At 72.7% G+C, this 22445-nt stretch carries 20 protein-coding genes and 1 tRNA gene; 6 read left to right on the plus strand and 15 right to left on the minus strand.

Annotation, left to right across the window (positions count from 1 at the left end):
- Positions 1–248 precede the first annotated feature (248 nt).
- A complete protein-coding gene (locus tag ACZ6W9_RS31580) occupies positions 249–3236 on the minus strand; it encodes an ATP-binding protein (protein ID WP_389962127.1) in 2988 nt (995 codons plus the stop codon).
- 307 nt (positions 3237–3543) lie between these two features.
- Entirely contained in the window at positions 3544–5502 is a 1959-nt protein-coding gene (locus tag ACZ6W9_RS31585; protein WP_470120995.1) for a hypothetical protein, read from the minus strand.
- A 165-nt stretch (positions 5503–5667) separates the two neighbouring features.
- Here ACZ6W9_RS31585 and ACZ6W9_RS31590 point away from each other — a divergent pair, with 165 nt between their 5' ends.
- The 3 genes from ACZ6W9_RS31590 to ACZ6W9_RS31600 all read left to right on the plus strand — a co-directional run bounded on the left by ACZ6W9_RS31590 (position 5668) and on the right by ACZ6W9_RS31600 (position 8110).
- Positions 5668–6306 carry a DUF4352 domain-containing protein gene (locus tag ACZ6W9_RS31590; protein ID WP_389962131.1) on the plus strand — a complete coding sequence of 213 codons (639 nt, stop codon included), beginning with the start codon at positions 5668–5670 and terminating at the stop codon, positions 6304–6306.
- Positions 6306–7163 (plus strand): hypothetical protein, encoded by an 858-nt coding sequence (locus tag ACZ6W9_RS31595; RefSeq protein ID WP_470120998.1) that lies wholly within the window; start codon positions 6306–6308, stop codon positions 7161–7163. Before ACZ6W9_RS31590 ends, ACZ6W9_RS31595 begins: the two co-directional genes overlap by 1 nt.
- Positions 7164–7252: 89 nt before the next feature.
- Positions 7253–8110 carry a hypothetical protein gene (locus tag ACZ6W9_RS31600; protein WP_389962135.1) on the plus strand — a complete coding sequence of 286 codons (858 nt, stop codon included), beginning with the start codon at positions 7253–7255 and terminating at the stop codon, positions 8108–8110.
- Positions 8111–8185: 75 nt separating this feature from the next.
- Here ACZ6W9_RS31600 and ACZ6W9_RS31605 read toward each other — a convergent pair whose 3' ends face one another.
- From ACZ6W9_RS31605 to ACZ6W9_RS31645, 9 genes are all read right to left on the minus strand, one after another.
- Positions 8186–9499, minus strand: a complete 1314-nt coding sequence (locus ACZ6W9_RS31605) for a hypothetical protein (protein WP_389962137.1) — start codon at positions 9497–9499, stop codon at positions 8186–8188.
- Between the two features lie 255 nt (positions 9500–9754).
- The gene (locus tag ACZ6W9_RS31610) at positions 9755–10051 is read right to left on the minus strand and encodes a DUF1416 domain-containing protein (protein ID WP_362940822.1); all 297 of its coding nucleotides are present in this window, start codon (positions 10049–10051) and stop codon (positions 9755–9757) included.
- Positions 10051–10890: a sulfurtransferase gene (locus ACZ6W9_RS31615; protein WP_362940825.1), complete on the minus strand. Its 840-nt coding sequence runs from the start codon at positions 10888–10890 to the stop codon at positions 10051–10053. Before ACZ6W9_RS31615 ends, ACZ6W9_RS31610 begins: the two co-directional genes overlap by 1 nt.
- Before the next feature lie 15 nt (positions 10891–10905).
- Complete coding sequence (locus ACZ6W9_RS31620) at positions 10906–11301, minus strand: DUF4395 domain-containing protein (RefSeq protein ID WP_362940828.1); 396 nt, start codon at positions 11299–11301, stop codon at positions 10906–10908.
- A gap of 383 nt (positions 11302–11684) precedes the next feature.
- Positions 11685–11999: a thioredoxin family protein gene (locus tag ACZ6W9_RS31625; RefSeq protein WP_362940904.1), complete on the minus strand. Its 315-nt coding sequence runs from the start codon at positions 11997–11999 to the stop codon at positions 11685–11687.
- A 300-nt stretch (positions 12000–12299) separates the two neighbouring features.
- On the minus strand, positions 12300–13196 hold the full coding sequence (locus ACZ6W9_RS31630; RefSeq protein ID WP_389962144.1) for an anti-sigma factor family protein: 897 nt from the start codon (positions 13194–13196) through the stop codon (positions 12300–12302).
- Complete coding sequence (locus ACZ6W9_RS31635) at positions 13193–13705, minus strand: sigma-70 family RNA polymerase sigma factor (RefSeq protein ID WP_362940840.1); 513 nt, start codon at positions 13703–13705, stop codon at positions 13193–13195. The genes ACZ6W9_RS31630 and ACZ6W9_RS31635 overlap by 4 nt, the downstream gene beginning before the upstream one ends.
- 220 nt (positions 13706–13925) lie before the next feature.
- Entirely contained in the window at positions 13926–14606 is a 681-nt protein-coding gene (locus ACZ6W9_RS31640; protein WP_362940843.1) for an LmeA family phospholipid-binding protein, read from the minus strand.
- Between the two features lie 258 nt (positions 14607–14864).
- Complete coding sequence (locus tag ACZ6W9_RS31645) at positions 14865–15116, minus strand: MoaD/ThiS family protein (protein WP_362940846.1); 252 nt, start codon at positions 15114–15116, stop codon at positions 14865–14867.
- A gap of 206 nt (positions 15117–15322) precedes the next feature.
- On the opposite strand from ACZ6W9_RS31645, the gene ACZ6W9_RS31650 reads away from it, so the two are divergent.
- Positions 15323–16036: a winged helix-turn-helix transcriptional regulator gene (locus tag ACZ6W9_RS31650; RefSeq protein ID WP_362940849.1), complete on the plus strand. Its 714-nt coding sequence runs from the start codon at positions 15323–15325 to the stop codon at positions 16034–16036.
- A gap of 52 nt (positions 16037–16088) precedes the next feature.
- On the opposite strand, the gene ACZ6W9_RS31655 is transcribed toward ACZ6W9_RS31650, so the two are convergent.
- Positions 16089–17885: a bifunctional metallophosphatase/5'-nucleotidase gene (locus tag ACZ6W9_RS31655; protein WP_470121003.1), complete on the minus strand. Its 1797-nt coding sequence runs from the start codon at positions 17883–17885 to the stop codon at positions 16089–16091.
- 129 nt (positions 17886–18014) lie between these two features.
- On the opposite strand from ACZ6W9_RS31655, the gene mshD reads away from it, so the two are divergent.
- Complete coding sequence (gene mshD, locus ACZ6W9_RS31660; RefSeq protein ID WP_470121005.1) at positions 18015–19085, plus strand: mycothiol synthase; 1071 nt, start codon at positions 18015–18017, stop codon at positions 19083–19085.
- A 102-nt stretch (positions 19086–19187) separates the two neighbouring features.
- Here mshD and ACZ6W9_RS31665 read toward each other — a convergent pair whose 3' ends face one another.
- From ACZ6W9_RS31665 to dcd, 3 genes are all read right to left on the minus strand, one after another.
- The gene (locus tag ACZ6W9_RS31665; RefSeq protein WP_389962154.1) at positions 19188–20192 is read right to left on the minus strand and encodes an inorganic phosphate transporter; all 1005 of its coding nucleotides are present in this window, start codon (positions 20190–20192) and stop codon (positions 19188–19190) included.
- Positions 20193–20810: a DUF47 domain-containing protein gene (locus ACZ6W9_RS31670; protein WP_179819942.1), complete on the minus strand. Its 618-nt coding sequence runs from the start codon at positions 20808–20810 to the stop codon at positions 20193–20195.
- A gap of 644 nt (positions 20811–21454) precedes the next feature.
- A complete protein-coding gene (gene dcd, locus ACZ6W9_RS31675; protein WP_389962156.1) occupies positions 21455–22030 on the minus strand; it encodes a dCTP deaminase in 576 nt (191 codons plus the stop codon).
- Positions 22031–22251: 221 nt separating this feature from the next.
- Here dcd and ACZ6W9_RS31680 point away from each other — a divergent pair.
- A tRNA-Gly gene (locus tag ACZ6W9_RS31680) sits at positions 22252–22325 on the plus strand.
- Positions 22326–22445: the final 120 nt, after the last annotated feature.

The raw sequence follows: 22445 nt of genomic DNA on the forward strand, positions 1-22445 counted from the left end.
TTCATGCCGCGATCCTAGCCGGGGTTCGGCATGGTCACGGTCCGGCAACGCCCGCGAAAGGGCCGATCACGAAGGTCGCACCGTCCGTCCCGTTCGTACGGCACGTCCGGTTCGCCTCCTCCCGGCCGGGACTCGATCCGGACCGCCCGAACCACCTGAGCCACCCGGACCGCCCGGACGCCCGGGCCGCCGGACCCTTCGGGCCCCCGGACGCGCCTCGTCCGCAGGCCCCGTACGGCGCGCGGCGGTCAGTCGGTGAAGGCGAGCTCGACGTCCTCCGGCGCGGCGGCGTCGAACGGCAGCACGAACCGGCGCGGCCACGACAGCACGGTCTCCAGCCACCCCGCGCCCATCGTCTGGGCGACGTGCCGGAGCCGGTCGGCGGGATCGACGCCGATCGTCACCGTCTGCATGTCCCGCTCCACGCTCTCGCGCTCGTCGTCGCCGAGGATGACCCGCCAGGCCAGCGCCCGGTTGCGGTCGGCCTCCATGGACAGCGGGTGGTGGCGCAGCGCCCTGGCCCGGTGCCCGAGCAGCTCGGCGCCGCCCGGCGGAGGCGTGACCAGTGGGTAGTCCAGGGCCGGGGCGGGCGAGCGCGGGTCGGGCGCGGGCCGGTCGTGCGGGAACAGCCGGTCCACCTCGTGCAGCCAGCGGACCTGCGGGATGACCCACTCGGGGCCGGGCCGCTCCGTGCCCTCCCGTTCCGGGCCGAGCAGCCGGGTCGCGGTGGCGGCCACCCGCTCGGTCAGCCTCGCCGGGTCGGCGACGGTCCGCAGCGACCACGCCCTGGGGGCCACGGCGCGCTCCACCGCCGTGGCCAGCAGGCACTCGCGGCGCCGCAGCGGCAGCTCCGCCCACAGGTCCGCGAGGGCCCGCGGCACCCCCGGCAGCGGCCGGTCGGCGCAGAAGGCCAGCACCAGCGTGTCGGCCCAGATGCGCAACCATGCCCACTCGGGGGCGTCGGCGAGCAGGTCGGCCTCGCGCAGCTCCACGAGCGTGCAGGCCCGGCCGGTCCGGCACTCCTGGCCGCAGGCCGCCGAGCGGCGGCCGTTGATCGGCGGCGTGTGACCCAGGACTCCGGGGACGGCCCGCTCGCGCTCCTCCCCCAGCGGAACCCTGATCCGCAGCGGCCGGTCCATCCCGTCGGCGAAGACCGCCGCGACCCCCGGCTGGAGGGAGACGACCTGCCGCGACTGCTCCTCGCTGAGGTTCATCGCGGCCCCGACGAGCTGCCGGTCGTCCTCGGCCGGCAGGCGGTGCACCACCTTCAGCGCGGTGTTCTTCACCACGTCGGAGACCAGCTTGGTGGGGATCTGCTCGGCCACCACGATGCCCTCGCCGTACGCGCGGATCTCGGCGAGCATGCCGGCCAGCAGCTCGACGGCGTGGGTGCTGGCCCGCCCGGCGCCGCGGTCGCGCAGCAGCCGGTGCGCCTCCTCGATCACGATGACGTGCCGCAGGCCGCTGCTCCGCTCGGTCCTGGCCCGCATCCGCAGGTGCTCCACGATCCGGATGATCAGCGTGCCCATCAGGAACGCCTTGTCCTCGTCGTTGGCGACGTCCTCGATGGCCAGCACCACGTTGCGCCGGAGCAGGTCGCCGATGTCGGCGGGATGGCCGCCCTCGAAGAACCGGCCCGCCGAGCCGACCCGCAGCGACCGCAGCCGCAGCGAGATGAAACCCTCGACGTCGGCCTGCACCTCCCGGCCGTAGCCGATCTCCTGGATGACGTCCATGGCGTGCTGCTGGAGCTGCGCGAGGGTCGGCACGGCCGGCCGTACGGCGGCGCCGGGCGCGGCCCAGCCGGTCACCACGTCCCAGCCGTTGGCCTCGTAGACGCGCTGCAGGGCCAGCGACATGATCTGCGGGAACGGCTCCTCGGCGTCGAAGGCCGCCATGAACAGCGCCCGCACCATGTCGATGTGCGCCTGGACCGGATAACCCGGCTCGGGCGCGAGCGGGTTGACGCTGAACGGCACCGCCTCGGGGGCCGACGGGTTGATCACCGTCACCGGGGCGAGGTGCTCGACCCGGCCGCCCATCGCGGCGTACTCCGACTTCGCGGGCTCGATCGCCAGCCACGGGATGCCCGCGCCGGTGAGCTGCTCCAGCAGGTGCCGTACGGTCTGCGACTTGCCGGAACCGGTGGCTCCGGTGACGAAGGCGTGCCGGTTGAGGGTGGCGAGCGGCACCCGGAACGAGCCGACCGCGCGGTTCTGGCCGTCCAGGATCGCCCCCAGCTCGACGGTCCCGGCCCCGGGGGCGACCTCCGCCTCGCTGGTGACGTCGAAGAAGCCCGCGTCGAGCACCCGGACCCCCGGCACCTCCCGGCGCGGCAGCCCGGCGAGCGCGGCCAGCGCCCCCGCGGTCGCGGCGAACGGCGCGGCGCTGCCGTCGGCCGGGTCCTGGAGGGTCACCGACAAAGCCTCGGCGAAGCCGTACACCGGGCCGGAAAGGGCGCTGCGCAGCCGGTAGGGGTGGTGGCTCATCTCGGCCGAGCCGACCAGGACCGGCGCGATCTGCCGCAGCTCCTCGGGCCCCGCGGCCCCGGCCAGCACCCGCACGCTCCACAGCCCGGCCTCGCGGAAGGCGTCCAGCTCCTGCATGCGCCGCTCGGCGCGCTCGGCGTCGTAGCGGGAGCGCTCGGAGGCGTCGCCGTACTGGCGCAGCACGTTGAGCTGGGTGCGCAGGTGCGCCACCTCGGCGTCCAGCAGGTCGGTCCGCTCGGCCACCACCAGCCAGGCGAACGGCCGCGACATGAGCGTGACCAGCGTGGACTCGAACAGGGTGGGCCGCCTGACCTCGTCGGCGTCCGGCTCGCGGCGCCCGCCGAGCGGCGGGGCCTGCCGGCCGGGGCAGGCGGTCCAGGCGAGGTCGGCCAGGTCGCGCAGCCACTCGTCGCCGATCCGCACGCCCCTGGCCCCGGCGGGGAACAGCAGCGGCTCCGAGCCGGCCGGGACCGGGTCGGCCTCGGCCGTCCTGTCGGCCGACCGGCGCGGCGGACGCGGCGGGGTCAGCGGCCCGGCGTTGGTGACGAGCTCCAGCGGGGCGCCGGAGCCGCGCGACAGCCAGCCGACCACGAACGGCCGGTCGCGCTGGGCGGCCGACAGCACGGCCGGCAGGACCGTGACGAAGTCCCACTCCGCCGACGAGCTGCGGGAGGGCGCGGTGATCGCCTGGATCCGGTACCAGGGGCCGGTCAGGCCGCCGGCGGGAAGGGACACGCTTGGCTGCATCTGTTGGTCTCCACCCGGGGGACCCGGCTCTACGCCGGGGTGTTGACGCGTCACGGGCGGTCCCGCCGTACCGGCCGGTGCGGGCCGGGAGTCGGACCACCCCGGCCACCAGCGTCGAACCTCCACGGGGGAGGACACCCGCTCACTGACCATCCCCTTACCCGAAAAGAACGCTTCGTTGACGCGCACGCGGGCCGGGCCGGGCCGGTCACCGGCGGACGCTCCGGACGGGCAGGGCCGGCCACCGGCGCGTACGCGGGCGCCGGACCGTTCGTCAGCGCGTACGCAGGCCGCGCCGGACCGGTCATCAGCGCGTACGCCAGTCGAGGCGGGCCGGCGGGGGGCCCAGGTTGGGCGGCGCGTCCACGAACGGCCCCGGCTCGGGAGGCTCCGGCTCCTCCTCCTTGCGGCCCCGCTCCAGCACGGCCTCCTTGATCTCCTCGAACTCCCCCAGCGTCGTCTTGGGGAAGGTGAGGATCGCGGGGTTGGCGTCGGCGAGACGGACCCGGCGGCCCTGGGCGGTGGCGTCGGTCACTATCACCGAGGTGGTGGGGAGCTGCTGCAGCTCGTGCGGCTCGACGAGGAACTCCCTGGAGCGGTGCAGCACCCGTTCGGTCTCGCCCATCGCCTCGGTCGCGCGGCGGCCCCACTCGGTGGAGGAGGTGATGTCCTCCTTCAGGTCGGGACGGCCGGCGTCGCGGTCGTCGCCGTCGTCGGTGTGACCGATGGTGGAGACGTATCCGCCGTCCATCCCGGCCCCGGCGGCGCTGATCGTCTCGGTGAGCTGGGCCAGCTCCAGGCGGTGCTCGGTGCCGACGTGCTCGCTGGCGACCCGGGCGTCCTCCGCGTTGCCCAGCCGCATGAACGTCACCGCCGCGTGCCCCCGGCCGAGCCGCTCCCGCACGGTCGGGGTGAGCGACCGGTAGGTGAGCACCAGCCCGGTCCTGGACGTCTCGCAGGCGTCCATCAGCCGGTCCAGGACGTCGCCGCGGAGCTTGTCCGCGCCCGCGACGACGATCGTGTGGTACCAGGGCCGCTCGGAGGCGGGCGACTGGCGCAGGATGTGGGTGAGGGCCGTCGCCACGTACGTCCCGAGGACCCGGTTTCCGAACACGCCCGCCTGCCGGTCCATCGACACCACCCGCAGCCGCGCGGGCGGCAGCCGTACGGCCTCGGAGCCGAGCGTCTCCAGCTTGCGCAGCTGCGACTCCAGCGCCCAGGCCCGCTCGATGACCACCCGGTCGCTGACGCCCCGGCCGAACAGCGTGCCGATGCGCTCCAGCTGGGTGGCGGTGATCAGGCCGAGCCTGAGGTCCTCGCGGGGGTCGCCGACCTGGGCCAGCGCCCGCAGCGCGGCGGTGACCTGGTTGATCGTGGCGTTCTCGCCGAGGACCTCCAGGACCCGCTCCAGGATCGCGTTGTCGAACGACAGGTCGCGGGTGGTGCGGTGCTCCTCGCTGACGCTCACCACGTGCGCCAGCACGTCGGCGAACGCCTCGGGCGCGAGCGTCGCGCCGAGGTCGAGCCGGGGCAGGTCCACCGGCAGCACCCACACCAACGGGTCGTCGCCGCCGCGGCGGGCCAGCTCGATCAGGTCCTTGGCGATCGCGCCCTCCGACAGGTCGAGGACCGTCAGGTGGCCTCCGCTGTAGAGACGGGTCGCGCCGAGCAGGGTGATCAGCGCCGACCAGCCGGTCAGCGTGCCCCCGGCGACGTCGATCCGGTCGAGCTCGTCCGGCACGGTCACGGCGTACCAGGTGAGCTGGCGGTCGTGGCGCTCCTTCTTCTCGGCCCACTCGCGGTATCGGGCGGCGTGCTCCTCCTGGGCGCGGTACAGGCTCCTGTCGCGTTCCCGGCGCAGCCGGTCGCCGGCCTCCTCGTGCTCGCGGATGCGGTGGCGGACCGCCCTGCCGCCCTGGTGGATGGAGTAGCTGCAGAACACCGCCACCCCGCAGGTCGCGACCAGCCCGGCGACCGCGAACGACCAGCTCAGCAGGTGGCTGACGCCGAGGACGAGGATGAGCGCGGCGAGCACGCCCATGAACGCGCGGAAGGTCCGCATCGGCCGGTTCAGCAGGTCCTCGTTGAGCCGCTCCCGGCGCGCCCACTCGGGGTCGATCTTCGGCGCCTCGGCCGCGACGGTCTCGTCGGCGGGAGAGGGACGTCTGGGCGCGGGCCCCGGGTCGGGGTGGAGCAGGGCATACTGCCAGCCCAGGTAGATCCGGTCCGCCTGGAGCTGCGCGTGCTCGGGATGCACGTCCGCCACGGAACCTCCGCCATAGGGCCCTCGCCGCCTCGGTGACAGCGTAGGAGCTGGATCTCCGTTCCGAGCGGCGTTCTCACCAATCTGCTGTATTTTCCGTTGGTTATCCAGTGCTCGTGGGACTTGCGAGGCGAATGACATGAAGATCAGCGGTTACGATCCTGTGCCATGACGTCTCCCCCCGGCGCGGCGGCCCGAAGGCGCCGCCCGGTCGCGGTGCCGATCGCCGTGCTCGTCGCGGCCGCCGGCCTGGGGATCACCGCGGCCCTCGGCGGGCTCGGCGAGGCCCCCGACGACCCGCCCAGACGTCTGGGCCCCGGCGCCGTCCTCGACCAGGGGGAGTTCACCACGAGGTTCGTGGAGTCCCGCACCACCGTCCGGCCCGGCCGGTACGGCGGGCCGGACAAGCGCTACCTGGAGGTCGTGTTCCGGGTGACCAACAAGGGGGACGAGACCACCGGCGTGGGAGCGCCGGGGCAGGGCGGGAAACCCGGCTACCTCTTCGCCGGGTCCCTGCTGAGGATGACCCCGGAGCTCGGAGGCGACTTCGGCCCCGACGTGTTCGTCGAGGGTGACGGCGTGCCCGGCAGGCAGCTGCACCCGGGGATGGAGTCCACCGTCGTGGTCCGGTACGAGCTGCCGGAAGGACGGCGCGCGCCCGAGCGGGTGCTGCTCGACGTCGGCGCCTTCGAGCACCCCGAGGGGTTCACCCAGGACATCGGCTGGCTTCTGGTGAAGAAGGACGACGACGGGCCCCCGGCCGTCGCCGCACAGGTCACCCTGCCGGTCCGGAAGGCGGCCGGGTGATGACCGCACCGGCGCCCGGACACGGCGGAGCGGGCGGGTTCGGCGGCCCCGGACCCGGCGATCCCCACGGCCCCGGACCCGCCGTCCCCGGGCCCGCCGTCCCCGGAGGGCCTGGCGGAGCGGACGGGTTCGGCGGGGCGTCGACGTCTCAGGGGCCCTCTGGGCGCTCCGGCGCGCGGGCCCGGCGCAGCGGCTCCGCGACCCCGGGCCGGTGGCGCAGGCTGGGCGGTCTGCTCGCCGGGGCGGTCCTCGCCGTGGCGGCGGTCGCCGCCCAGTCGTTCGCCTTCTCCCGCGACGACTACAGCGGCCCCCTCACCTGGACCGGTGGTCCCGGGGAGACGGTCACCGCCTCCCGGATCTCGGTGCGGGTGGAGGGGGTCCACGCCGCCAGGGCGATCGAGACCGGCGCCTCCCCCGGCACGTCGTCCAGCACGTCGTCCGGCTCCTCGTCGTCCGGCTCCTCGTCCGGCGCGAAGCAGCGGGCGACCACCAAGGGGATCTTCCTCGTCGTCGACCTGGCCGCGACGTCCGTCCGCGTCCCGCAGCGGATCGCCCCGCCGGCCCTCCTGACGGAGAGCGGGCGCCGGTACTCCGCCACCGACAAGGTGAACGGCGACCTGACCATCACGAGCCCCTTCATCCAGTGGGGCTGGTGGACCAGGAGGGCCGCGGTCTTCGAGGTCCCGCCCGCCGAACTGGCCGGGGCCAGGATCGTGGTGCACCCGCAGGAGGGGAACGGGGCGCTGGTCGAGCCCTCCGCCCCCGAGGTGGAGATCGACCTCGGGCTGGACGAGGCCGCCGCGGCGCGTCTGGTCTCCACGGCGAAGGACGTCCACACGCCGGCGGGCAAGCCGTGACGGCGCCTCCCGGCGGCCGGAGCCCCGGCGACTGGTTCACCCCGCGCCCCCAGGACGCCCCTCCCTCCGGCCCCGGGCCCGTGAAGCCCATGGCTCCTCCTCACGGTCCCCGGCCCGCGGCGGCTCCCCACCCGGGAGCGACCCCCGGGCCCGGCGCCGGCGGGGCGCCCTGGCTGTCCGGTGGGCGCCGGGCCTTCCCCGACCGCCAGGTCTGGCCCCCCGTCGTCCCGGACGAGCCTCAGGGCGCCTCCACGCAGCCGTTCCCCGCGGTCAGGTCGGCCCCGTTGCCCCGGTCCGTGCCGCCCCCCGGCCCGCTGGAGGTCCCCGGAACCGCGGCTGAGGCCCCCGCGGACCTCCCCGGGTCCCCGGCGCCCGCCCGGCGTCCGGCCCGCACCGCGCTCCGGGTCACCGCGGCGGTCCTGGCACTGGCCGTGGCCGTGGCCGTCCCGACGTGGAACGGGTACCTGACCTACAAGGACGCACGTCCGGACGACCAGGTCCACACGTTCGCGGCCGGCCGGACCGCCACGTTCCGGCACGTCTCCTGGCAGGTGGCCGTGACGGAGTCGGACGGCCTGCCCGGCGACCGCCCGCTGGAGCCGGACCGGCGGTGGCTGAGGATCAGAGTCACCCGGACCGCCCTGGACCCCGAGGGCGTGATCCGGCGCGGCACCCCCGACATCGAGGTGCGCCACCCCGACGGCCGGTCGTGGGCGGCGCAGATCGCCAAGGACGACGTGCCCCTTGAGGCCGCCGAGCACCGGATCGGCACGCCGTACCACTACGACGTGCTCAGCCTGGTGCCCAGGGCGCTCGCCCGCGAGGTGTCCGTGTGCGTGCGCCCGAGCGCCGTCCGGACGATCGAGAACGAGTCCTTCGAGGACTCGATGAAGCGCGCCGCGCGGGAGAACGAGCTGAACGACAACGTCCTCTGTTTCAGGCGCTGACGTCCTCGCCCGTCCCCCGTCGGCGACCGGCGTGGACCGGCCGGCGGCCGGCGGTCTCCCGGCCGCCGGAGGACCTCAGTCGCCGACGGTCCGGCCGCTCTCCCTGGCGCGGGTGGCGGCGATGTCGAACGTCGCCGCCAGCAGGCAGACCGTCAGCGTGTCGACGACGAGGTCGCGCAGGACCGACGCGGCGGACCCCCACGCCACCCAGCTGAAGGGCTCCGGATTGCCGATCAGCATCTTGACGCCCTGGGTCGTGTAGTCGGCTCCCACCCGGACGAGCACGTAGCACAGGCAGAACATGCCGAACAGAGCGGCGCCCCCTCGGGCGGCGAGCCGGAAGGCGTTCACCGGCGGCACCCAGCGCTCCTGGAACCCGGTCGTCATCCGCGTCGCGACGGACCGGGTGAGAGAGTGGGTCCGCTCCATCCGGTCGGCCACGGCGTCCAGCCGGGTCCCCCGCACGACCGACCTCGTGTCCTCGGCGAACGCGCCGTAGACGAGCGCCGCGACCGTCAGCCAGGTCAGCGGCTCGATCAGCGCGTCCACGACGTACGGCCAGACCTCCCCGATCCACGCCGCGGCCTCCTTCCAGCCCGGGACGCTCTCCTCCAGCCGCTTGACCTGGTCGCCGAGCGCGTCGACGACCACCCGGTGGGACACCCAGTCGGACCGGGCCTCGACGAAGGCGAGCACCGCGTTGATGCCGTAGAAGGCGAACGCCAGCTCGAAGAAGGTGGTCAGCACGCCGCTGCCCTTCACCCTGCCCTGCGCGTGCCACCAGCCGAAGAGTCCCCTGAGCAGGTAGGCGACCACGGCGATGACGATGGAGAGCCGGACGTCGAGGCCGATGAGGCCGGTCCCGGTGGTGGACTCCTCACCGATGAGCGGCCGGAGCAGCAGGTCCTCACCCGCGTTGCGGGTGCGGTCGAGGGCGACGAACTCCCTGGCGTCCTCGGCGTGGAAACTCCAGGCCAGGTAGATGGTGGCGAAGACCAGCGTGGCCCGGTTGAGCGCGCCGAACAGGCTCTCGTCCGCCTCGTCGCCGGTCCGCCGTACCCGGATCTCCCGGAGCGCGCCGCGCACCGAGTGCAGCATGCCCACCATGACCACGAGCTCGTTCAGCACGATCAACGTGAAGATCAGCATCGTGACGACGAGGCGCACCTGCCGGTGGTCGCCGTGGGAGACCTCGGTGCCCGCCCACATCAGGCCGGCGCGGATCGCCCTCCCCGCCGAGAACCACAGCACCAGCGACACTGCGCGGGACCCGAAGATCCGCAACATGTGGAGGGGGAGCGAGTACGCCGTGGGCGCGGCCGGGGCCCGGACGGCGGCCCGCGACGGCGGCGGAGCTGACGTCTGGGACATGACAGGCGTTCCGGGCACCTGACGAATCGTAGCGATCGGCGGCGGCCGGCGCGCCGGCCGTACCGGATCCGCGGGCCCGCCACCGGAGCCCGGATCCGGCCGCGCGCCGGAGCCGGAGTCCGAATCCGGCGCGCGCCGGAGCCGGAGTCCGCCGGGCGTTCGTTCCCGTCGGGAGACGCGGAAGGGCCGGCGCCCCCTGTGGGGACGCCGGCCCTCAGAGCCGTGAGGCGGACCGGACGGGCCGGCCGCCGGGACGGGCCCGGGTCCGGGCGGTCAGACCGCCACGCTGAGCTGGGTCACCTCGCCCAGGCGGGCCTGGGCGGGGACGTCCTTGGTGACGCCGCCGCCCGCGATGATGCGGACGGTCCAGTCACCGGGAGCGGCGAAGAAGCGGAAGACGCCCTCCTCGGACACCACGACCTCGCCGGTGAACTCGCCGGAGTGGTCCAGCAGGCGCGCGTAAGCGGTGCCGGCGCCGGAGACCACCCCCTGGATGACGGCCTGGGTCGAGAGGTCGATCCCGGCCGGAAGAGCAACAGTCTGCTCCGGAGCAGCGCATCCGTCAGTCATTATCGGGCCTCTCCCAGTTCGATCGGCACGCCCACGAGCGAGCCGTACTCGGTCCACGAACCGTCGTAGTTCTTGACGTCGGCCTGGTCGAGCAGCTCGTGCAGCACGAACCACGTGTGGGCCGAACGCTCTCCGATGCGGCAGTACGCGATGGTGTTCTTGCCGAAGTCGACGCCGGCGGCCTCGTAGAGGGCCTTCAGCTCCTCGTCGGACTTGAAGGTGCCGTCGTCGTTTGCCGCCTTCGACCACGGGATGTTGCGCGCGGTCGGCACGTGGCCGGCGCGCTGCGCCTGCTCCTGCGGAAGGTGGGCGGGGGCGAGCAGCTTGCCGGTGAACTCGTCGGGCGAGCGCACGTCGACCAGGTTGAGCTTGCCGATCGCGGCGACGACGTCGTCACGGAAGGCGCGGATCGAGCTGTCCTGCTCCTGGGCGCGGTACTGGGTCGCCGGACGCTCCCGGACGTCCCTGACCAGCTCGCGCGACTCCAGCTCCCACTTCTTGCGGCCGCCGTCGAGGAGCTTGACGTCCCCGTGGCCGTAGAGCTTGAAGTACCAGTAGGCGTAGGACGCGAACCAGTTGTTGTTGCCGCCGTAGAGGACGACGGTGTCGTCGTTGGAGATCCCCCGGGCGGACAGCAGGGCCTCGAAGCCCTCGCGGTCGACGAAGTCGCGGCGGACCGGGTCCTGGAGGTCGGTCCTCCAGTCGATCCGCACGGCGCCCCGGATGTGACCCTTCTCGTAAGCGCTGGTGTCCTCGTCGACCTCGACGAGGACGACACCGGGCGTGTCGAGGTTGGCCTCGACCCAGTCTGCGTCCACCAGTGCGGCGGAACGGCTCATGGCAATCCTCCGGAATTATCTTGCGGGCAGTGATCGGCGGATGATCAAAAACATCTCGCAGCCGAGGCAGAAGCCGAAGGCGGCGTTGAGAAAGGCGGCGAAGAGGGCCGCGGCGGTGGCGCCGAGGGCCAGCGGCGTGATTCCTGTGATGTATCCGACCAGGGCCGCCAGGGCGAAGACGAGGCCGACCCCCTGCGCGAAGCGCGGCGGGGCGGCGTCCTCCAGCTCACTGGGTGGGCTCTTCACTATCCCTTTGAAGACCATCCCGTACGGCGACGCTCCGAACAGGCCCAGCCCGAAGACCACGGTCTGGACGGCGAGCAACCACGTGCTCCCCGTGACCAGGACGATCGCGAGAACGACGGTCGTCACGGACGCGGAGAAACGGAGTGCTCTGGGATCGGCGTGCATCGCTCGATGCTCCCCAAGGGTGTGCGGATCGGCGCGGCGCGAAGCCGCTTGAGATCGCCCTCAGGAAACGCGACAGAGCGCGGTGGTCACGCGGCAGAAGTCGACCGGGCGCCGCTTCGTCAGCAGCTCTGTCGTCAGGATCATACGAACGACATTACCCCGACGTCCCGCCCTCTGTCACATCCCCGTCCAATTCGTGAGACATCCTTGTTCGGCACACGGGCGGCCCGTGGCTCGGGGGCCCGCGGCCGGGAGGGCGCCGAACCGCAGGTCAGCGGCCCGGAAGCCGCGGTCCGGAGAGCCCGGAACCGCAGGTCCGAGGCTCGGGGACCCGCGGCCCGGAGAGCCCCGAGCCCCGGACACAGGCTCGGGAGACCCGCGGTTCAGTCGCCGACGGCGAGTCCCAGCGCCCCGATGACGTCGGCCTTCCTGGGCTGGCCGGAGGCGCGTCTCACCACGCGGCCCGACCCGTCGAGGACCAGCACGGTGGGCGTGCGCAGGATGTTCAGCGTACGGACGAGGTCGAGCCGCGCCTCGGCGTCGATCTCCACGTGCGCCACGCCGGGCACCATCCCGGCGACCTCGGCGAGGATCCGGCGGGTCGCCCGGCAGGGCTGGCAGAAGGCACTGGAGAACTGCACGAGGGTCGCCCGCTCCCCCAGCTCCGCCGCGAGCTGCCTGGACGTCAGGCGTTCCATCCCGCCTCTCCCCCTGCCTCCCACGTCGCGCGGCGTCGCGCGCCGCCGCAGCGCCACCCCGGTCAGTGTCGCCAGGGCGAGCGTGACGAGCAGCACCGCCAGTCCGGTCACGGAGCCGACAACGCGCCGCCGCCGACGGTCATTCCCGCCCTGCCGGACGGCGTCCCGGGCGGCGTCCCGGGCGGCGTCCCGGATGGTGTCCCGGCGGAGGACGACCGGGCACGGAGGGACGCGCGCGGACGGCGCCCCGGCAGGACGACGTCCCGGACGGGCGCCGCCGGGAAGCGGATGCGGCGGCCGTCAGCGGGGGGTGAGGCGGATCAGCACCCTGCCGCCGGCGACGATCTCGAACCTCTCGACGTCCTCGGGCCGGAGCGTCGTGGTCCCGGTGACCTCGCTCCCGGCGGAGACGCCGGGGTCGGCGTGGACGGCCCGGCTGACGGTCCACTCGGCGGCCGTCCGGCGGACGCCGTCCGTGCCGACCGTCACCAGGCGGCAGCGGGTACCGCCGGGCACCCCGGTCAGCGTGACCGTGACCGTGCTCGGCGCTCCGCCCCGCTCCGCGCCGGCCGACGCGCCCGATCCCGCGCTCGGCCCGGCGCTCGGCTCCGCGCCCGCCGTCACCGTGACCGTGGCGCGGGCGGCACCGCCGCGACCTGCGAACTCGCGGCCCTGAGGGGCCTCCAGCAGGATCCTGACCTCGTCATCGGGGCTCCCGGACGGCGCGGAGCTCCGGGAGGCCGCGGAGCGATCCGGGGCGGCCTTCCTGTCCCGGAAGAAACCGTTGGTCTCCGAGGTCTCCGGCCGGGACCGCGAGACCGCCGGAGCCGCGGCCGGATGGTCCGCGGCGGGCTGCCCGGCGGCCGTCCACACCGCCCCGCCGATCCCGGCGACCACGATCGAGGCCGCCACGGCCAGCAGCGCCCGGGACGTCCTGCGCTTCCTGGCCCGCTCGTCGTGCAGCCGCTCGCTGAGCAGCCGGTCGAGCACCGCCCGGGGCGGGCTGACCGCCTGCGCCACGTCCTCCTCGGCGACCCTGCCGAGCAGGGTCGCCACCCCGCCCAGTTCCTCGGCCTCCGTACGGCAGGCGGCACACTCGGCGAGGTGCGCCTCCACGAGCACTCGTTCCTCGGGCTCCAGCACGCCCAGCGCGTAGACGCCGAGCGACATCCGGACCTCGTCACACGTCATCATCATGGCGCGAGCCCCCGCTCCTCCAGCGCCAGCTTCAGCGCCCGAAGCGCGTAGTACGTGCGCGACTTCACCGTTCCGGCCGGCACGCCCAGCGTCTCGGCCGCCTCCTTGACCGACTTCCCCCGGTAGTAGACCTCGGCCAGCACCTCGCGGTGCTCGGGCCGCAGAGTGGCCACCGCCTCGGCGACGGCCCATGACTCGACGGCCCGCTCCAGCTCGTCGTCGGCGGGCAGTACGGCGAGCGCCTCGTCCCCCGTCTCCGGGGGACGCGCCTTGCGCGCCCGATGCTGGTCGACGACGAGGTTGCGGGCCACCGTGAACAGCCACGCCCGGATGGGACGGTCGCTGAGCGCGTCGGGGTGCCGCCAGGCCCGCAGAAGCGTTTCCTGCACGACATCCTCCGCTCTCCCCGGATCACCCGTCAGCCGCAGGACGTAGCCGTAGAGTGGCCCGCCGTGTTCGTCGAAGAGCGCCCTGACGAGCTGCTCGTCGGCGGTTCCGGCTCGGCTCACACCACCATGACGTACGGCGGGGCGGATCGGTTCGGACACCTCTCCAGTCGACCACGGAGAACGGCCGGCTCCGGACACGCCGGCCCGTCCCGCACGACGGTCCCCCCACGGCGACCCCGGGCGGCGGACTCATGGAGAGGGCGGCGGCCTCTCGGAAAGGGACCGGGCACGCCGGCCGAGGCGGACCGGGCAGGGGCGGAGCGTGGCGGGGCCGGGCGGGTCAGCCCTGCAGGGGGACGCCCGTCGCCTCGCCGGAGATCCGCAGTCCCTCCGGGACGACGTTCACGCCGGTCACCTTGAGGTTGAACGGCAGGTTCCTGAGCGGGATCCGGTAGGAGATCGCCTTCTCGGCGTTCGGCACCGGGATGCCGCCGGCCAGGGTGACCTTCTCCGGGACGATCCGCAGCCCGTCCCCCTCGACCGCGATCTTCATCCGGGCCTCCGCGGCCACCTTCCGGCCCAGGACGGTCAGCTCGCCGTCCACCTTGAGGGCGTCGCCGTCCACCGCGACCTTGAACCCCTGCGGGGCCCTGCGGTTCAGCGTGTCCAGCGAGACGACCGCGGTACCGGCGACCCGGTCGGCGCGGACCTTCGCCTTGCCGCCCTCGGTCACCAGGTCCCGGAGCGGGGCGGTGACCCCGTAGAGGGTGAAGTCGACGCCCGCCAGCCGGATGCCGGAGACCTCCAGGGCACCGGTGGCGACCCGGACCTCGTCGTACCGCCCGGAGATCGCCTGGGTCAGGAAGGGGATGCCTCTGATGTCCACCTCGGGCGGGGAGGAGAGGTCGTACTGGGCGGTCGCCCGGGTGGCGATCTCCCGTTCCACCCCGGCGGCCGCGACCCGGTCGAGGATGCCCGCGAGGACGAGCAGCACAATCAGAAAAGCGATCAGCTTACGCATCCGACTCCCTGTCCGTACCGGGTCAGGCCCGAACGCCACGGCGGCGCTCCCGGGTAATTTCCCGGGAAACGCCCCATCATTACCAGGTCTATGGCGTTTTTGGCTTCTTGTCCCCAGAGCGGAGTCCCTCACCCCCGAAGTGGAGCCCGTCGCCCACGGGACGGAGCCCGCCGTCCCCGGGGCGGAGCCCGCCGTCCCTGGGACGAAGCTTCCTGTCTCCGGGGCGGAGTTCCTCGCCCCCGGGAGGGAGCCCGGTCGTCACCCCCCGGCGAAGGGCGGGAGCACCTCCACCGTCGCCCCCTCGGGAAGCACGACGGCCTCGTGCGCCCGCAACCCCACCGGGGCCCCGTCCACCAGGAACGACGACCTCCCGACGACCCGGGCCAGCGGCTCGCGGCCCGCTGTGACATCCGCCACGAGACCGGCCAGGGTCTCCGCCTCGAAGGGCTCCTCGGCGACGCCTGCCGCGTCCTTCGCGGCGGCCCAGTAGCGGATCACACCTTTCGCCATCTTCTGACCAACTCCTTCGGAAAACGCGTGGTGACGGCGTCGTCACGGGTAACCCACCGGTGTAACCGGTGTTCATCAGGTGGACGCTCGCTGGATCCTTCGACCCCGTGGGCTATCCTCACCTACTACGGGACCTGGGCGACGTAGCCCCCGGGTCCTTTACGTGTTTGTACGGCTTTTCGCCGCACGACGCGGAAGGAGGCACTGTGAGCAATCTGCTGCTGCTCACCAACGCCCTCGAGCCCTCTGCGGAGGTGCTCCCGGCGTTGGGGCTGCTGCTGCATCCGGTCCGGGTCGCCCCAGCGGAGGCGTCCGCCCTGATCGACGCGCCACCCGCGGACGCCGTGCTGCTCGACGCGCGCCGCGACCTCGTCCATGCCAAGAGCCTGAGCCGGCTGCTGCGGACCACCGGCATCACCTGCCCGCTCCTCGTGATCGTCACCGAGGGCGGGCTCGCGGCGATGACCGCCGAGTGGGGCGCCGACGACGTCGTCCTCAACACCGCCGGCCCCGCCGAGGTCGAGGCCCGGCTCCGGCTGGCCGTCGGCCGGCTGAACCAGGCGGCCGCCGAGGAGGTCCCCGACGAGATCCGCAACGGCGACCTGACGATCGACGAGGCCACCTACACCGCCCGGCTCCGCGGCCGCGCGCTCGACCTGACCTTCAAGGAGTTCGAGCTCCTGAAGTACCTCGCCCAGCACCCCGGGCGGGTCTTCACCCGCGCCCAGCTCTTGCAGGAGGTCTGGGGTTACGACTACTTCGGCGGCACCCGGACCGTCGACGTCCACGTCCGGCGGCTGCGCGCCAAGCTCGGCGCCGAGTACGAGGCGCTGATCGGCACCGTGCGCAACGTCGGGTACCGCTTCGTCCCCGAGCGGGGCGAGGAGACCGGCGACAGGCGCGAGCCCGCCCGCAAGTGAACGGCCGCCCCCCGCGCGTGGCGGGAGGCGGCCGATCGGGCTCGGCGCCGGGTCAGGGCGCGACGGTGATGTGGTCCGGGACCGGCGGCGCGATCGTCCCCGCCGCGGTCAGGTAGTCGGTGAAGGCGTCGATGTCGAGCGGGCCGCTCCACAGGTCGGTGCCCGCCGTGAAGCCCTGGAACGTGTCGCCGCCGCCGACGAGGAAGTTGTTGGCGGCGACCCGGATCGTCTGGGCGTCGGTCACGGCGACGCCGTCGATCTTCATGTCGGAGACCTTCGAACCCCACGGCGCGCTCGCGCTGTAGGTGTAGGTGAAGTTCGACGACGGCTGCAGGATCTTGGTGAACGGCTGGGCGTTGGGCCCGCCGGTGAACTGCTGCTCCAGGACGGTCTTGAGCTGGGCGCCGGTGAGCGTGACGACCTGCATGAGGTTGTTGAACGGCTGCACCGTGAAGGCCTCGCCGTACGTCACGACCCCGTCGCCCTCGCCGGCGGGAGAGCCCGCGTAGGTGAGCGGGGCGCGCACGCCGCCCGGGTTCATCAGCGCGATCTGCGCGTTGCCGCCGGTCTTCGTCGCGGCGAGCTGGCCGTCGGCGATGAGGTTGCCCAGGGGCGACTCCCCGGACGGGGCGGCGGTGTTGGTGATGTCCGCGGTGATCTTACCGATCGGCCTGTCGGCGATCTGCTTGACGCGGTCCTTCCACGTCCGGACGAACGTGGCGGTGTCCTCGTCCGGATCCACGGTCCGGGTGACGACCTGGTTGTCGGCCGCGACCGTGGAGCGCACGACGTCACGGGTGCGGACGTCCACCTGGAAGTCCACCTTGGTGATCACCCGGCCGAACGAGCCGCCCTGGCTGAACAGCCGCTTGCCGCCCGCCGGGTCGGTCACCTGGCACAGGTACGCCTGGTGCGAGTGGCCGGTGAGGACCATGTCGATCTGGGGGTCCACCTGGGTGGCGATGCGGGTGCCCGCGCCCGGCTCGGCGCTGCACGAGTCGGGCGACTTGCCCGCGGCGACCTGGTCGCCCTCGTGCACCAGCACGACCTGCGCCTTGACGCCGACCAGCGAGAGGAGCCTGGAGGCGACGTTGGCGGCCTTGACCTCGTCGATGAACCGCAGGTCCTTGATGCCCTCGGAGGTGACGATGCCGGGGGTGCTCTGGGTGACCAGGCCGATGAAGCCGATCGGCACGCCGTTCATCCAGCGGACGGCGACCGGGGGCAGGGCCGGGATGCCGTAGTCCTTCAGCAGCGAGCGCAGCGAGGCCGGGTTCCCGGCGCCGAAGGCGGCGAGCGCCTGCTTCTCGGCGGTCCCGGTGGGCTGCTTGAACAGGACGTTGGCGCCGAGGTAGTCGTAGCGCGCGCCCTTCCACTGCCCGGCGGGCGAGCAGCCGTCCACCGGGTGGCAGCCACCGTACATGATGCGCCGCAGCTCGCCGTACCCCTCGTCGAACTCGTGGTTGCCGACGGCGGAGGCGGTGACGCCGAGCCTGCCGAGGAACTCCACCGAGGGCTCGTCGTGGTAGGCGGCGGAGATCAGGGGGCTGGCGCCGATCAGGTCGCCCTGGGCGACCTTCAGCGTGTTCTTGTCGGTCAGCTGCGCCATGTGGGTGGCGATGTAGGCGGCGCCGCCGGCCTCGACGGTGGCGCCCGTCTCGTCGACCATGCGGCCGGACGACCCGGTCGGGGGCTCCAGGTTGCCGTGGAAGTCGTTGAGCGCGAGCAGGCGGACCGGCACCGTCCTGGCGGACCGGTCGACCGCCTGGACCGGCCCCGCCGCGAGGGCGAGACCGCTGCCGGCGAGGGCACCGGCGAGGGCCAGCCGCTTGAGGGAGCGAGACATCATGACCCCAGACCCTAAAGCGGCAATCTATGTAAACAATGTCCAGGAGGTAACGATTCACCCTGCCCGGAAGGGGTGATTCCGCCGATCCGGCCGCCCCCCGCGTTCCGGGCTCCGCCTAGAGTCCAGAGCATGAACGTGCGTGTGGAACAGCGAGGAAGGCTCGGCGAGGCGGAGGTGGCCGCCGTCCTGGAGATGGTCGCGGCCGCCACGGAGGCCGACGGGGTCGGGCCGCTCAACGAACACGTGATGCTCCATCTCCGCTACGGCGGAGACGAGCGGGCGGGAGCAGTGCTCCTCTACGACGGGGACGTCCTCGCGGGCTACGCCCACGTCGACCCGACCGACCCGGTCGAGGGGCCGAGCGGGGAGCTGGTGGTCCATCCGGCGTTCCGGCGGCGCGGCCACGGACGGCGCCTGCTCGCGGCCGTGCTGGAGCTGACCGGGGGACGACTTCGCCTGTGGGCGCACGGCGGGCACCCGGGGGCCGAGGCGCTGGCCACGTCGGCGGGGTTCGGCAGGGTCAGGTCGCTGTGGCAGATGCGCCGCCCGCTGGCCGAGCCCCTGCCCCCCTTCCGGCTGCCCGAGGGCGTACGGCTGCGCACGTTCGAGCCCGGCTCCCCGGACGAGGAGGCGTGGGTCGCTCTCAACGCCAAGGCGTTCGCCCACCACCCCGAGCAGGGGTCGTGGACGCTCGACGACCTGCGGCGGCGCGAGCGGGAGCCGTGGTTCGACCCTGCGGGCTTCTTCCTCGCAGAACGGGCGGCCGAGGAGCCGCCGGGCCGGGAGCCCGGCGCGCCGTACGACGGGCCGGGTGGCGGGCCTTACGGCGGGCCGGGTGGCGGGCCTTACGGCGGGCCGGGCAGTGGACCGGGCGGTGAGCCGTACGGCGGGACGGCCGAGGGGCCGGGCGGCGGACGTGCCGGGGGCGGGCGGCTGGTCGGCTTCCACTGGACCAAGGTGCACGGCGACGGCGACCACGCGCACGACCCGATCGGGGAGGTGTACGTGGTCGGTGTGGATCCGGACGAGCAGGGCGGCGGGCTGGGCAGGGCGCTCACCCTGGCGGGCCTCGCCCACCTGCGTTCCCGGGGCCTTTCCCAGGTCATGCTGTACGCCGACGAGAGCAACGTCGCCGCGGTCCGCCTCTACGAGAAGCTGGGCTTCTCCCGGTGGGACGTCGACGTCATGTACCGCAGGTAGGGCGCCGCTCACCGCTCACCACTGGAGACGGCGGAGACTGCGGAGACGGCGAAGCGCCGGCCGGGAGGTCCCCGACCGGCGCTCCGCTGACCGCCCGGTTCGCTACTCGACCATCCAGTGGACCGCGAAGTAGCACACCGCGGCGACGGCCGCGGCGGCGGGGATCGTGAGGATCCAGCCCATCACGATGTTGCCCGCGACGCCCCACCGCACCGCGGACAGGCGCTTGGTGGCGCCCACGCCCATGATCGCGCTGGTGATCGTGTGCGTGGTGGAGATGGGCGCCCCGAAGCCGATGGCCGCGGTGTAGAGGACGGAGGCCGCGGCGGCCTCGGCGGCGAAGCCCTGCGGGGGCGTGAGCGCGATGATCCGGCGGCCGAGCGTCCGCATGATCCGCCAGCCGCCGGCGTAGGTGCCCAGCGAGATGGCGGTCGCCGCGGAGAGGATCACCCACTGGGGGATCGCGTCACCCTCGTGCTGGAACCCGCCGACGACGAGCGCCAGGAAGATCACTCCCATGGTCTTCTGCGCGTCCTGGAGGCCGTGGCCCAGGGCCATGGCCGCGGCCGAGACCGTCTGGGCGTGCCGGAAGCCCCGGTTCGTCTTCGCCGGCTGGGAGCGGCGGAAGCCCCAGAGGATGGCGATCATGACGATCGCCGCCAGGGTGAAGCCGACCAGCGGGGACAGGATCATCGGGATGACGACCTTCTCGACCACGCCGTTCCAGTGGACGACGCTCGACGAGGCCAGAGCCGAGCCGACGAGTCCGCCGATCAGTGCGTGGCTGCTCGACGAGGGCAGGCCGAAGTACCAGGTGATGAGGTTCCAGGTGATCGCCCCGACCAGCGCGGACACCACGATCACCAGGCCGTGGACCCCCTTGGGGGCCTCGATGATGCCCTTGCCGACCGTCGCCGCCACCTGTGTGCCCAGGTGGGCGCCCAGGAAGTTCATGGCGGCGGCCATGAACAGGGCGGCCCGGGGCGTCAGCGCGCGGGTCGAAACCGAGGTCGCGATCGCGTTCGCGGCGTCATGGAAGCCGTTGGTGTAGTCGAACGCCAGCGCCACGGCGACCACGCCGATGACGAGTACGAGCGTGAGGTCCACTTAACTTTCCTTGACCGCGATCGACTCGATCGTGTTCGCCACGTGCTCGAAGGCGTCGGCGGCCATCTCCAGCTGGTCGATGACCTCCTTCATCTTGAGGACGGTCAGCGCGTCGTACTCCCCGCCGAACAGCTTGGCGAGCAGGCGCCGGTAGACCTGGTCGGCCTGGTTCTCCAGACGGTTGATCTCGATCCAGTACTCGTTGAGGTTCCGCATCGAGCGCAGCCGCGGCATGGCCTCCGCGGTCAGCTCGGCGGCGCGCTCCAGGACCTCCACCTGACGGACGACCTCCTTGGGGAGGTGGTCGATCTGGTACAGGCCGATGAGGTCGGCGGCGGCCTCCATGTAGTCCATCACGTCGTCGAGGTTCGACGCGAGACGGTAGATGTCCTCGCGGTCGAAGGGCGTGATGAAGCTCTCGTTGAGCCGGTTCATGATCGCGTGAGTACGCTCGTCACCGGCGTGCTCACAGGCACGCATCTTCTCGGCCAGGGCGTCCCTGTCCGATCCGTCGCTGATGATCTCGACCAGTAGCCGGGACGCTGTGACGAGGTTGTTCGCCGAGTCGGCGAACAAGTCGTAGTAGCTGTCCTCACTAGGCGTGAGACGCAGGCGCACGTCGTTCTCCAGATGTGCGGGGATGGTCCGCAGAGAAGGGTACGGGTTACCAGCGGAAATCCGAACTTCACCCAGTAGACGCCTACTCTTCCAACTGCCGCTGCCCGGTGTATACCTGGCGGCACCCTTCGGGAGGAAGCCTTGGGCTCATCTTTCCGATGACCGTTTTGCTGGTTTTGGGCCATATTACGCTGAGCTGGGGCCGACAAGAAGGGTCGCCAGCTGCCGCTTGATCCACATGCCGCGCTTTCTTCTCCCCGCACGCACCCATCGCCGCACCTCAGGCCCGCATGGGCCTTCCCACCTGCGAGGACGCGACCCCGGCCACTCGGGGGTTTCGGACGGGGGCCGTGATTTCGGTCACGCCACCCCCCGAATACCCCGTTCCCCATCAGCCCGAGCAGATCTCATTGGTCCCGTGTTCATCTGATATTCACTTTGCGTTCACTTTCCAGAGGCTTCGCCGTACCGCTGCCGTACGCGGACCGTCCGGCCCGACCGGCGGCTCGGGCCCGGCCGGCGGATCGGTGGCTCTGCGCGGGACGGCGGGCGGTCCGGGCCGGCGGCCGGTCCGGTTCGAGGGTGGACGGGCAGGCTCGGGCCCAGTCCGGTCCGGGGCGGCGGACGACCCCGGTCCGGGTCGCTCAGATCACGGTCCGGTGGAAGTTCAGGTAGGAACGGCTCGGCGTCGGCCCCCGCTGGCCCTGGTAACGCGAGCCGTACCGCTCCGAGCCGTACGGATGCGCGGCGGGCGAGCTGAGCCGGAACATGCACAGCTGACCGATCTTCATCCCCGGCCAGAGCTTGATCGGAAGCGTCGCGACGTTGGAGAGCTCCAGGGTCACGTGGCCGCTGAAGCCGGGGTCGATGAAGCCCGCCGTGGAATGGGTGAGCAGGCCGAGCCTGCCCAGCGAGCTCTTGCCCTCCAGCCGCGAGGCGATGTCGTCCGGGAGGCTGACGACCTCGTAGGTGCTGGCGAGGACGAACTCCCCCGGGTGCAGGACGAACGGCTCGTCGCCGTCCGGCTCGATCAGCCGGGTGAGACCGGGCTGCTCGACCGCGGGGTCGATGTGCGGGTACCGGTGGTTCTCGAAGACCCTGAAGTAACGGTCCAGGCGCACGTCGACGCTGGACGGCTGGATCATCTCGGTGTCGAAAGGATCGAGCTTGACCCTGCCGGCCTCGATCTCCGCGGCGATGTCACGATCGGAAAGCAGCACGTGGGCAACCTACCAACGCCGCACCCCGGGCACGCCGGGAACCTCCGCCCGGCGCCCCCGGCCGCCGCTCCGTGATCCTCGTGCGAGGGTTCGTGCGAGAGTCCGCGTGAGGACTCATGCGACGACCCGTGCGACGGCCCATGTGACGGCCGGAAAACTCCTCCGGGGACGGATGAGAGCGCTCCGAGTTTCCGCTACAGTGGTGGACGCGGCACACCGCTGCGGGTGTAGTTCAATGGCAGAACATCAGCTTCCCAAGCTGACAGCGCGGGTTCGATTCCCGTCACCCGCTCCACCCGAAAGGCCCAGGTCAGGACAGACATCCAGACCCGGGCCTTGATCATCTTCAGGGCGCTTTGATCCTCATGTGCCATTGGCTCTCGCCCGAGGCGGCACATGGAGCCCTGCCTTCCGC

It is taken from the genome of Streptosporangium sp. NPDC053982, assembly GCF_055585205.1.